We start from the raw sequence: 10853 nt of genomic DNA, 5'->3' as shown, positions 1-10853 counted from the left end.
ACAACCTTCAGCCGCAGTGAACCATCACTTGCTGCTGGACAATCATCATAGGAGATTGCATGCTCGGACGCTCCATCCCCGATGTGGTCCTCAAGACGCGGGTGCGCGATGACAGCATCGAAGGACCCAATCCCTTTCGATGGCAGGATGTGCGCACCGCCGATCTCTTCGCCGGCAAACGCTCCGTGATATTCTCGCTACCCGGCGCTTTCACGCCCACCTGTTCGACCGAACAATGTCCGGCCTTCGAACGTGCGAGCCAGGAGATTAGGGATGCAGGCGCGGACGACGTCTATTGCATATCGGTCAACGACGCCTTCGTCATGTATCAGTGGGCCAGGCATCTGGGCATCAAATCGGTGAAGATGTTGCCCGATGGGTCAGGCGATTTTACCCGCCGCATGGGCATGCTGGTCAAGAAGGACCACTTGGGCTTTGGCAATCGCAGCTGGCGCTATGCGATGGTGGTCGACGACAATCGGATCGTCGCTTGGTTCGAAGAGCCGGGCCTCAACGACGCAGGCGAGGATGACGATCCCTATGGCGAAACCCGCCCCGAACCCGTGCTCGAATGGCTGATGGCCAATCCGCGTCCGTGACCTTGCCCGCGCCCGTCATCGTCACGGCGTTGATGGGCGCGGCGGACTTTGCCTGGGCCGATGGCCTGCGCCGCGCGCATTTTCCCGCCGAGCGCAACCATCTTTCCGCTCACATCACCCTGTTCCATCACCTTCCGCCCTCGATCCTGCCGGAACTGTCCGGGCGGCTGAAGCGGTTCAGCGCCTTATCGCCACCCAAAGCCCAATTATGCGATGTCATCCTGCTAGGTCGCGGCGTCGCCTATCGCGTTGAAAGTCCGGGCCTCATGGCGCTGCGCGATGAGTTGGCGGAGGCCTTTGCGGGACTTCTCACCCCGCAGGACAGGCAAAGGCCGCGCCTTCACATCACCGTCCAGAACAAGGTGCCGCCCGACGATGCGCGGGCGCTTGCCGACGCCCTGCGCGCCGGGTTCCGCCCCCGACCGATCGTTATTGCGGGACTTGCCGCGTGGCACTATCGCGGCGGACCATGGGAACTGGCGATGAAGGCGATGTTCCGAGGATAGGACTCAGGCGAGCCCCACTTCCTTCAGCGGCACGCTCGCGTCGCCGAGCTGATCGATATCCAGCATCGCGCCGGACAGCACATGGGCGCGCCCCTGCACATAGTCCTTGACCGCGTTGACGCAATCGAGCGCGATCACCTTTCCGCCCTTCAGATAGACGATGGAAAAGCTGCGCGCCGCTGGATCGCCGCGCAGCACCGTCTGGTCGAAGCCGACCGAAAGGCCGACCGTCTGCAGTTTCAGGTCATACTGATTGGACCAGAACCAGGGGACAGCGTCATAGGGCTCTTCCCGGCCCAGGATGTGCGCGACGGCGGTCTTGGCCTGATCGTTCGCGTTCTGGACGGATTCCACCCGCATATGCGCGCCGCCGGCAAAGCGGTTCGCATGGGTGGCGCAGTCGCCCACGGCATAGATGTCGGGCAGCGACGTGCGGCAATATTCGTCGACATCCACCCCGTTGCCGCCCACCGCGCCAGCGGCGATCAGCGGGCCGGTTTCCGGCACGATGCCGATACCGACGATCACCATGTCGGTTTCGATACGTTCGCCATCCGCCATCAGGACGGCCGTGGCCCGGCCATCCGTGACCTCGATACAGTCCATCTTCGCGTCGGTGCGCAGGTCCACCCCGTGGGCGCGATGCTCCGCCTCGTAGAAGCGCGACAGCTCCTCCCCGGCAACGCGCGCAAGCACCCGGTCAAGCGCCTCCAGCAGCACCACCTGCTTGCCGAACTTGGTCAGAACGGCCGCGGCTTCCAGGCCGATATAGCCGCCGCCTACGATGGTCACGTGACGAACGGTATCCAGCTTGCCCATCATCGCATCGACATCGTCGCGGCGGCGGACGGCATGGACATTCTGCGCATCTGCGCCGTTGCATGTCAGCATGCGGGGCGATCCGCCGGCGCACCAGATCAGCTTGCCATAGCCGATTTCCTCGCCGCCCGCGGTCACCGACTTGCCTTCTGGATCGACGCTTTTGACCCGCTTGCCCAGCAGCAGATCGACCTCCCGCTCTTCCCAGAACCCGGCCGGGCGGATCAGGATGCGCTCGAACGTCTTCTCGCCGGCAAAATATTCCTTGGATAGTGGCGGCCGCTCATAGGGCGGGTCCTTCTCGTCCCCGATCATCCCGACGCTGCCCGTAAACCCCGCCTGCCGCAGGGAAATGGCGGCCTGCGCCCCTGCATGGCCAGCACCGACGATCAGGACATCGTAGAAACTCATCCGCTCGCAATCCTCTACCGCTATTTTGCCCGCTCTTAGGCGCGGTTTGCGGGAAGAGGCAAGCAGCATATCGCATGGGGGATGTAGATGGTAGCGGAGGAGGGATTCACACGAAAAACATAAGATACTGATTTATAACAACGTTCTTGATCGTCGTGCCGATAATTCCGCTCAATCCACCCCCAATTTTACCCCTTCGCGACAGGCCGTGCCGAAATATCGACAGGCCGACATGCGCGATCCCTGCTACGCCCGAGAACGCGGCTGTTTACAGTGTGATCGCAGAAAGGACCGCAGACTATCGACAAACACCACGGTTGCACGGCCGACCTTGGCTGCCTCGATGTCGCCGGAAGCGATGAGCTGGTAGATCTTGGATTTGCTGAGCCCCGTCATCCGTACTGCGTCGGGAATGCGAACGCTTATCGGCCCAATCGGGGGCGCGTCGTCGCCATTCGTTGCAGGCTGCCGGGCCGACATCGGACTATTTCTTACGTGCCCGGCTGAACGAGCGGTCGCTCGCCAGGAAGCCGCTAAGCATGAATGGAATGAGGTCCGGTACGGACTCGCGTCGGCCGTAGGCCGCCTCATAGGCCTCGGCGTAGTCGTTCAGCGCTTCGATGAGATCCGGCATGACGTTGATCGTGATCTTAGCCGGCGTCCGATCGGGCAGCCTTGGCAGCTTCAAATCAGCCATGACGGCCTCCCCAGGGTCCGGGCAATATGATGTCTTTGTGCACGACCACCCGTAGCGGCCAGCCGGGACGCACGCGCAAGGTCGGCTGGATATTGAGATTGCGCGTGACGAGCTGATCGCCGGCGCGCGCGCCGCTCTGCTGCGCTGACTCGCGGATCGCCCGGACAAGGTCGCTTTCGGTGCTGCCGAAGCTCAATTCAGTGCCGACGCCCAGCAGTGTCGACAGGGCGACGCCCTTCAGAAGTTGCCAAGTATGCCGGTCGATCCGGTCGGACAGACCCGCATAGCCCTGCGTATCGGTCGCCGGCACATTGTCGATACGAATCGACGAGCCGTCGGGCAGGATAATCCGCTGCCAGACGACCAGCGCACGGCTCTGCCCAAACGCTACAACGCTGTCGTAGCTGCCGATCAGCCGCGATCCTTGCGGAATGAGCAGACCGCGCCCGGTCACACTGTCATAGACGTTCTCCGTGATCTGCGCGGTGACGAGCCCGGGAAGATCCGAGTTGAGCCCGGTTATGAGGCTCGCGGCAATGATGCTGCCGGCCTGCAAGGTCCAAGGCGATACGGACTGCGCCAGCGCGTGCGGATTGATGTCGTCGTCGCGATTGGCGTGGCCGACCAATTCGTTCTTGCGCCCCTGGGCGTTAGGATCTCGGTCAGGGTCGAGGAGCGGCTTGGCAGTCTCGGCCGATGCTGGCGGAACACTTGCATCGGTAGTCACCGGTGCAGGGGCGGCGGCGCGACCGCCGCCCGCCAATTGCAGCATGACGCCAGACTCGCGTGCGGCCTTCTGCTCAGCGGCGATGCGCTGGCGCTCGGCTTCGGCTTCCTGCGCGGCCCGGCTCACCGCATCGGCAGCGGGGTCAGGGGGAACCATCCCGCCAAGCTGCCGCTGGCGCTCGAGGATCGGCCGCCCGAGATCACCGGGAAGCGGTAGCCCGAGCTTCGGCACGTCGCCATAGCTCGTCGGCGCGCCCGCGAGCGCATCAGGCGGCGCCTTCGCGCCAACCAGCTTTTCATCGCTTCGTGCGATCAGGCTCAGGGTCGCGGGCTTGAGCGCCAGCCAGGCGACGCCGATGATCGCGGTCGAGCCGGCGGCAGCGATGGCGACGATCGCACCGCGGCGAAAACGGGTGACGCGGCCCGGCGCCGCGCGCAGAACGAGCGTTTCGGGGTCGGCTTTGGGCGCCGCGATCGGCGCGGAAGAAGCGGTTGGATCGGTCACGCGCCCCTCCCGGCCTTGCGCTGCCGGCTCTTCGGCTGGGCGGCGGTGATACGGACAATCTGCTGTTTCTTGCCGCCAAGGCGCAGCTCGGCGACACCGAACAGGCGGTCGACCACATAATAGCGGCCGGCGACGCGATAGTTGACGAGCTGGGCCTCGCCATCCTCGCCAATCACGAACAGCGGGGGCGCCTCACCCACGGCGATCGCAGGCGAGAACTCGATGTAGGTCTGCCGCCCATCGTCGAACGCGCGCAGCGGCCGCCAGGCCGGCTTGTCGCCCGAGATCGCATAGTTGAAGTTGAGGCTTTCGACCGAGAGGCCCGACGCGATCGGCGTCGCCGCCACGGCTGCATCGCGCTGACGCCGGAGCGCGATCAGCTCGTCATGTGGATAGGTCCAGGAGATCGCCGCCATCGCGGTCGCGGGCGTGCTTTCGAGCTGGAGATGGTAGGTCCGGCGATCGGTAGCAATGACAAGGTTTGTGCGTAGGCCCGCCGAAAACGGCTTGACGAGGATGTGCACGCGCTTGCTTTCGCCGATGCCGCTGGTGGTATCGCCGACAGTCCAGCGCACGGTGTCGCCGGCGGCGACGGACACAATCGTTTCGCCCGGCTGCAAGGCAATGTCGGTGATGCGCTCGGGCGCGGCATAGAGCCGGTAGAGCACGCCTTCCGCCCAGGGATAGACCTGGACGGCATATATATATCCCGCGCTCGACGGCTCGCGCAGTGCCGCCCGGTTGGCGGCAGTGACGCGCGCGGTGGGTGACGCGGGTTCGCGGCTCTGCGCAGCGACGCCCATGGCAAGCGCCATCGCGCTCGCCGCCAGGATGAGGGCACGGATCATTGGTCGGTCCTTTCGGGGGATGGTGCGGCTGCGGGTTGAGCAAGGGTCGGATCGAGCGGCGAGCCCAGCGGAATGTCGGTGGGCGGCGCGACCGGGAGTGATTGTGCGGGATCGGGCACGGCCGATGGTTGCGGCGAAGGCGGCCGGTCCTGAGGCGTTTCCAGTTCGCGGCTCCAGTCGATCGCGTCAACATAGAGACCGAGCGGGTTTTTTCGGAGCACATCGGCCAAGCGCGGCGGCTTGATCTTCACCGTGAGCATCGCCGTCCAGCGTGACGTGCTGGCGAGGCTTCCCCGCTCATATTGCTGCTCGGTCCATTTGACCTGGAAGCTCGTATCCGACGCGCGGACGACGCTCGTCACCTGCACCGAAACCGTCTTGCGCCCGACATCGGCGAACGGATTGGAGGTGCGGGCATATTCGCCGAGGAACAGTGACGCACGTTCGGTCGCGAAATCATAGGCTGATAGCCAGTTTTCACGCATCAATACCGGATCGAGCGAGCGCGCTCGAACGCCGGTGATGAACCGGCCGAGGAACCATGCGATCTGCGGATCGGTCGGCCGATAGTCCTTGGCGGCAGGCGCGACGGCCTGTGCTTGCCCGAGTGCATCGACCTCGACCACATAGGGCACGACGCGGCTTTGCATCGATTGCCAGACCAGCGCGCCCGACAGACCAGTGGTCAGGAACAGGCCGCCGAAGGCCATCAGCCGCCAGTTCTTCGCCTGTGCGCGAGCCGAGCCGATACGCTCATCCCAAAGCTGGCCCGCTCGTTGGTAGGGTGTCTCGGGTTCGGGCGTTCGCCCATAGCGCTGCAATGCGCGTCGAAATTTCATCGCTCAGTCCCTTTCCTTGATGTCTGGAGTGGCGCCAGCGCCGCCGCGGTCGCCGCCCTGGATTGCGTGGATCGCCATCTGGCGGCGGTGGCGAGCATTCTGGCTGGCATGAAGCTTCTGCGCCCAGGCGGGTGTTCCTTCAGCTGCGCCTATCGGCGCGGCTGCGGGGGCGGCGCCGCCGGCACGGGTGCTTCCTGCTTCCCATGCGGCGCGCTGCCCACGATCGGCGGCAGCGCTAACGCCGAGACCGCCGCTCATCCGGTTGGCAGCCGCGCCGCGCATGGCGGTCGCAACGCCGCCGAGGCCCGCGCCGACGCTGGTCGAGCCCGAGGTTTCCTGCCCGAGCTTGTAGGCAGTGGATGCGGCAGACCCCATCGATGTACCGGCGCGGATCGCGCCGAGACCGGCCCCCGCGAGACCGCGTGCCGCGCCGACGGCGCCAGCGCCTGCCATCGCAAGACCTCCGCCGGCAAGCACGGTAGTGGCGATCACCGATCCGGCGCCGAGCTGCGGCGCGCCGGCGACGAGGCCGGATGCGATTCCCGGGCCGAAGATGGAGAGGCCAAAGATCGCGAGGCTCGCGAGCATCAGCGACACGGCCTGTTCGATCGACACCTCGTCGCCGGTGATCGCACTGGTGAAGTCGGCGAAATAGTTAGAGCCGATGCCGACGATGACCGCGAGCACCATGACCTTGATGCCCGAACTGACGACGTTCCCGAGCACCCGTTCGGCGAGGAACGACGTGCGGTTCCACAGCGCAAAGGGCACGAGCACGAAGCCGGCGAGCGAAGTAAGCTTGAATTCGAGGATTGTGATGAAAAGCTGGATCGCGAGGATGAAAAAGGCGGCGATGACGACGACCCAGGCGATCACCAGCACGGCGATCTCGATGAAATTGTCGAAGAAGGCGATCGGGCCAACCAACTCCTTCGCCTGCTCGAGGAGCGGCCATGCTGCCTCGAAGCCGGTCCCGGCCAGCTTGCCGGGTCGCAATAAATCGTCAGCCGTAATCGCGCTGCCCCCTGCGGTGAGGCCGAGGCCGGCGAAGCTGCGAAAGATGATATCGGACAGTGTCGAGAAGCTGTTGAGGATCAGGGCGAAGACGCCGACATAGAGGATCTTTTTGAGGAACTTGGCGATGACGTCGTCTTCGCCGCCGAGCGCCCAGAACAGCCCGGCGAGCGTGATGTCGATGCCGATCAGGATCGTGGTCAGGAAACCGACGTCACCGCCCAACAGGCCGAACCCGCTGTCGATGTAGGAGGCGAAGGCCTCCATGAACTGATCGATGACATTCAGGTCATCCATATGGGCGGGTTCCTGCTTGAAGTTGAAAGGTGTCGCGGGGACCGGCGGCCATGAGAGGGGCAAGCCCTACGGCCCCCGCGACGAGACAGGTTCGGACCCGGGGGGAGCTGGGGGCGCGGTCCTCGCCTGCCTCAGCTCATTGGCGTGGCGTGTAAGCCTTGCCGTCGCCGAGGAAGCGGCGCGTCGACTCGCGTGCCTCGCGCGCGATCTGGCCCCGCTGCGCCTGCTCGACCGATTCCGCCCGGAACTGCGCCGCCATCATTTGCTGAAGCTGGAGCTGCTGCTTGGCGGTGAGCGCGAGAAGCTGGTTCGTGGCCTGCTGCGCCTGAAGCGAGCCTTCCGCGCCCTGGCTGCGCGCGACGATGTCGGCGAGCGCCTGCGTGTCGCTCCGTACGTTGTCGACGATGCGGTTCTGGACCCCCATCGTCTGGCGAAACGCGGACATCGCGGTATCGAGTTGATCGCGTGCGCGAGCCACACGCTGATCGCGGCGGAACACCTGATCGAACTCCTGCGGGTAGAGCTGGCGGAAGCGCTCGTCGAGCTGATCGATGCGGAAGTCGACGCCCTGCGCCTGGCCCATGAGCTGGTCGATCTGCTGGAGGCGCTGGCGAAGCTCCTGAAGTTGCGGGAAATCGATCCGGGACAGGTTCTTGCCCTGGTTGATCAGCATCTGCGCTTCGTTCTGGAGACTCTGGATCTGGTTGTTGATCTGGGCAAGCGTGCGCGCGGCGGTGAGCAGGTTTTGCGAATAGTTCGATGGATCGAACACACTGAGCTGGGCCGCGACGGGCGTCGAGGTCAACGCGATGCCGATACCGAGCGAGCCGACGGCGCCGAGCGCGAGAGCGGAGAGGCACGCATATTTGCGGATAGGGATACGGGGCACGGGAAATTACTCCTTGTCTTCTGGGGGGCGGGCGGCAGGGTGACGCCCAAGCAGGTCGGCCGCCCAATCGAGGCCGGCTTGGGAGAGAAAGGTCGCGGCGAAGTCGGCCTGGCCCTTTTCGGCCAGCACCGCGTCTATGCGCTTCTGGCTGTCGGGATCGGACGCGCCGCACAACGCCAGCGCGATCGGGCCTAGCCCAAGCTCGAACAGCCGGTTGCCGCGCGCTGATTGCAGATAATATTGCCGCTTGGGCGTCGCGCGGCTGACCAGTTCGATCTGGCGCGCGTTGAGACCGAAGCGGACGTAGACCGTCTGGCCCTGCGGCTCGATCGCCCGATCATTGGGCAGCAAGATGCGCTGCGGACAGCTTTCGATGATGGCCGGCGCGATCGTGCTGTCGGCGATATCGGCTAGGCTCTGTGTCGCGAACACGACGCTGACGTTCTTCTTGCGCAGCACCTTCAGCCACTCACGGATGCGCGCGGCGAACAGCGGGTGGTCGAGGAACACCCAGGCTTCATCCAGTACGAGAAGCGTCGGCCGCCCGGTGAAGCGCTCCTCGAGACGATGGAACAGGTAGGTCAGCACGGGCGCAACGACGCCCGCCTGCCCCATCAGCGCTTCAGTCTCGAAGCACTGCACGTCGGCGATCGCTAGATCGTCTTCGGCGGCGTCGAGCAGGCGGCCGAACGATCCTTCGAGCGTATAGGGCGCGAGCGCCGATCGCAGCGGTGCCGATTGCAGCAGCAGCGACAGGCCGGTGAGCGTGCGTTCCTCGATCGGGGCGGTCGCGAGATTGGTGAGCGCCGACCAGACGGCCTCCTTGATCTCGGGTGTGACCAGTACTTTCTCATGGGCGAGCAGCGCGCCGATCCATTCGGTCGCCCAGGCGCGTGCGTTGGAGCGATCGATGTGGCGCAGCGGCTGGAAGGCGATCGTTCGCCCGCCCACGTCATCGGCATGACCGCTCTCACCGCCAAGCCCGAGCGCGTGATGCGCGCCGCCCATCGCCAGCACGGCCGCGCGCGCCGAAAATCCCTTGTCGAAGACATAGACCTGGGAGTCTGGATATCGCCGGAACTGAAGCGCGAGCATTGCGAGCAGCACCGACTTTCCGGCCCCGGTGGGTCCGACGATCAGCATATGACCGACGTCGCCGACATGCGTGCTGAGACGGAACGGCGTCGAGCCGCTGGTTTCCGCATAAAGCAGCGGCGGACCGTCGAGGTGCGGATTACGCGCCGGTCCTGCCCATACCGAGGACAGCGGCATGAGATGCGCGAGATTCAGGGTGTGGACGATCGGTTGCCGGACGTTCGCATAGACATGGCCCGGCAGGCTCGACAGCCACGCCTCGACCACATTCATGCCCTCGCGGATGCAGGTGAAGCCGAGCCCGTTGACGATGCGCTCGACCGCGCGGACCTTTTCCTCGACGCGGGCGCGGTCGATATCGGCAACGGTGATCGTCGTCGTCAGATAGCCGAACGCGACATGATCGCCGCCGAGCGCCTGCAAGGCGAGGTCGGCATCGACCACCTTGTTGTCGGCATCGCTGTCGAGAAGCTGGACCGGCTGGTTGTAGATGACTTCGCGCAGCAGCGCGGTGATCGACTTGCGCTTGTTGAACCACTGCCGCCGCAGGCGAGTGAGCGCTTTGGTTGCGTCGGTCTTGTCGAGCGCAATGAAGCGCGTCACCCAGCGATAGCCAAAATCCTCATGGTTGAGTCCGTCGAGGATGCCGGGACGGCTCGCGTTCGGAAATCCGAGGATGGTGAGCGTCCGCAGATGCTCGTCGCCGAGCATCGGTTCGAGCCCGCCGGTCAGCGGCGTGTCGGCGAGCAGCCCGTCCAGATAGATGGGCGTTTCGGGCACGGCGACGACATGGCGGCGCGCGGAGATCGCACCGTGGAGAAAGGTCAGCATTTCGCTGTCGCCGAGCGCGCGCACCTCGGGCATGAAGCCTCTGAACAGGTCAAGCGCACGATCCGTCTCGGCGATGAAGCCGGCAAGCGCTTGTCGCCAGTCGCGGCCCTTCGCGTCGTCGCTGCGCTCGATCAGCGCTCGGCCCGCCGTGTCCGCCTGATCGGGCGGAGGCAGGAGGGTGAGCGTCAGATAATAGCGGCTCTCGAAATGCGCGCCCGCGCTTTCGAACGCCGCGCGCCGTTCCTCATCGACCAGCCACGACGCCGCATCGGGAAAGCTGCTGTCGGGATAACCCAGCGCTTCGCGCCGCTCGGCCTCGAAATGGAGTGCCCAGCCCGAGCCGAAGCGCTTCAGGACATTGTTCGCCCGCGCGCAGGCGGCGACAAGCTCGGCTTCGGTGGCGGATTCTAGATCGGGGCCGCGGAACCTGAGGACGCGCAAAAAGCTGCCGTCCTTGTTGAGCACCACGCCGGGCGCGACAAGCGCCGCCCATGGAAGATGATCGGCGAGCCGGTCGGCCTTCTGACGGTATTCGCGCAGATTCAGCATGACAGATGCCCCTTCTGGCGAAGGTGGCGGACAAGGACCGGGGCGAAGTCGGGATCGCGCTTGGCGGCGAACACCGCGAGAGTGTGCCCGAACGCCCACATGGCCAGCCCGGCGATCCACTGCTGGAGACCGAGTCCGAGCGCGGCCGCGATCGTACCATTGACGATCGCGATCGCTCGCGGCGCCCCGCCAAGCAGGATCGGCTCGGCAAGCGCGCGGTGCATCGGC

Annotated in this window: 12 protein-coding genes; 2 read left to right on the top strand and 10 right to left on the bottom strand. The window is 65.1% G+C overall.

What is annotated here, in order from left to right:
• Nucleotides 1-59 precede the first annotated feature (59 nt).
• Both AX724_RS18880 and AX724_RS18875 read left to right on the top strand, forming a co-directional pair.
• Nucleotides 60-599, top strand: a complete 540-nt coding sequence (locus AX724_RS18880) for a peroxiredoxin (protein ID WP_066769551.1) — start codon at nt 60-62, stop codon at nt 597-599.
• Nucleotides 600-601: 2 nt separating this feature from the next.
• Nucleotides 602-1105: a 2'-5' RNA ligase family protein gene (locus AX724_RS18875; RefSeq protein WP_066769549.1), complete on the top strand. Its 504-nt coding sequence runs from the start codon at nt 602-604 to the stop codon at nt 1103-1105.
• Nucleotides 1106-1108: 3 nt separating this feature from the next.
• Here AX724_RS18875 and AX724_RS18870 read toward each other — a convergent pair whose 3' ends face one another.
• The 10 genes from AX724_RS18870 to AX724_RS18830 form a co-directional block, all read right to left on the bottom strand.
• Nucleotides 1109-2335: an NAD(P)/FAD-dependent oxidoreductase gene (locus AX724_RS18870; protein ID WP_066769546.1), complete on the bottom strand. Its 1227-nt coding sequence runs from the start codon at nt 2333-2335 to the stop codon at nt 1109-1111.
• 246 nt (nt 2336-2581) lie between these two features.
• Complete coding sequence (locus AX724_RS24775) at nt 2582-2815, bottom strand: helix-turn-helix domain-containing protein (RefSeq protein ID WP_051035681.1); 234 nt, start codon at nt 2813-2815, stop codon at nt 2582-2584.
• A gap of 4 nt (nt 2816-2819) precedes the next feature.
• Nucleotides 2820-3032 carry a DUF2274 domain-containing protein gene (locus AX724_RS18865; RefSeq protein ID WP_017499928.1) on the bottom strand — a complete coding sequence of 71 codons (213 nt, stop codon included), beginning with the start codon at nt 3030-3032 and terminating at the stop codon, nt 2820-2822.
• Nucleotides 3025-4263, bottom strand: coding sequence for a TrbI/VirB10 family protein (locus tag AX724_RS18860; protein ID WP_017499929.1), 1239 nt, complete (start codon nt 4261-4263; stop codon nt 3025-3027). Before AX724_RS18860 ends, AX724_RS18865 begins: the two co-directional genes overlap by 8 nt.
• A complete protein-coding gene (trbG, locus tag AX724_RS18855; RefSeq protein WP_006635655.1) occupies nt 4260-5111 on the bottom strand; it encodes a P-type conjugative transfer protein TrbG in 852 nt (283 codons plus the stop codon). The genes AX724_RS18860 and trbG overlap by 4 nt, the downstream gene beginning before the upstream one ends.
• The gene (trbF, locus tag AX724_RS18850; RefSeq protein ID WP_026108910.1) at nt 5108-5950 is read right to left on the bottom strand and encodes a conjugal transfer protein TrbF; all 843 of its coding nucleotides are present in this window, start codon (nt 5948-5950) and stop codon (nt 5108-5110) included. The genes trbG and trbF overlap by 4 nt, the downstream gene beginning before the upstream one ends.
• Before the next feature lie 3 nt (nt 5951-5953).
• Nucleotides 5954-7261 (bottom strand): P-type conjugative transfer protein TrbL, encoded by a 1308-nt coding sequence (gene trbL / locus AX724_RS18845; protein ID WP_017499931.1) that lies wholly within the window; start codon nt 7259-7261, stop codon nt 5954-5956.
• Between the two features lie 136 nt (nt 7262-7397).
• Nucleotides 7398-8150 (bottom strand): P-type conjugative transfer protein TrbJ, encoded by a 753-nt coding sequence (gene trbJ, locus AX724_RS18840; protein WP_017499932.1) that lies wholly within the window; start codon nt 8148-8150, stop codon nt 7398-7400.
• Between the two features lie 6 nt (nt 8151-8156).
• A complete protein-coding gene (gene trbE / locus AX724_RS18835) occupies nt 8157-10625 on the bottom strand; it encodes a conjugal transfer protein TrbE (RefSeq protein WP_017499933.1) in 2469 nt (822 codons plus the stop codon).
• On the bottom strand, nt 10619-10849 hold the full coding sequence (locus tag AX724_RS18830; protein ID WP_051035683.1) for a VirB3 family type IV secretion system protein: 231 nt from the start codon (nt 10847-10849) through the stop codon (nt 10619-10621). The genes trbE and AX724_RS18830 overlap by 7 nt, the downstream gene beginning before the upstream one ends.
• Between the last annotated feature and the right edge of the window lie 4 nt (nt 10850-10853).

The sequence above is a fragment of the Sphingobium sp. CCH11-B1 genome (genome assembly GCF_001556865.1).
In the GTDB taxonomy this organism is placed as follows: Bacteria; Pseudomonadota; Alphaproteobacteria; order Sphingomonadales; family Sphingomonadaceae; genus Sphingobium.
The sequence above is the reverse complement of the archived record's forward strand: the minus strand, read 5'-3'. Positions and strand labels throughout refer to the sequence as shown.

Bases quoted from the DNA above. Each gene is read 5' to 3' on its own strand.
- trbG (WP_006635655.1), bottom strand. From the start codon at position 5,111: ATGATCCGTGCCCTCATCCTGGCGGCGAGCGCGATGGCGCTTGCCATG.
- AX724_RS24775 (WP_051035681.1), bottom strand. From the start codon at position 2,815: ATGTCGGCCCGGCAGCCTGCAACGAATGGCGACGACGCGCCCCCGATT.
- AX724_RS18830 (WP_051035683.1), bottom strand. From the start codon at position 10,849: ATGCACCGCGCGCTTGCCGAGCCGATCCTGCTTGGCGGGGCGCCGCGA.
- trbL (WP_017499931.1), bottom strand. From the start codon at position 7,261: ATGGATGACCTGAATGTCATCGATCAGTTCATGGAGGCCTTCGCCTCC.
- AX724_RS18870 (WP_066769546.1), bottom strand. From the start codon at position 2,335: ATGAGTTTCTACGATGTCCTGATCGTCGGTGCTGGCCATGCAGGGGCG.
- trbE (WP_017499933.1), bottom strand. From the start codon at position 10,625: ATGCTGAATCTGCGCGAATACCGTCAGAAGGCCGACCGGCTCGCCGAT.
- AX724_RS18865 (WP_017499928.1), bottom strand. From the start codon at position 3,032: ATGGCTGATTTGAAGCTGCCAAGGCTGCCCGATCGGACGCCGGCTAAG.
- AX724_RS18880 (WP_066769551.1), top strand. From the start codon at position 60: ATGCTCGGACGCTCCATCCCCGATGTGGTCCTCAAGACGCGGGTGCGC.
- trbF (WP_026108910.1), bottom strand. From the start codon at position 5,950: ATGAAATTTCGACGCGCATTGCAGCGCTATGGGCGAACGCCCGAACCC.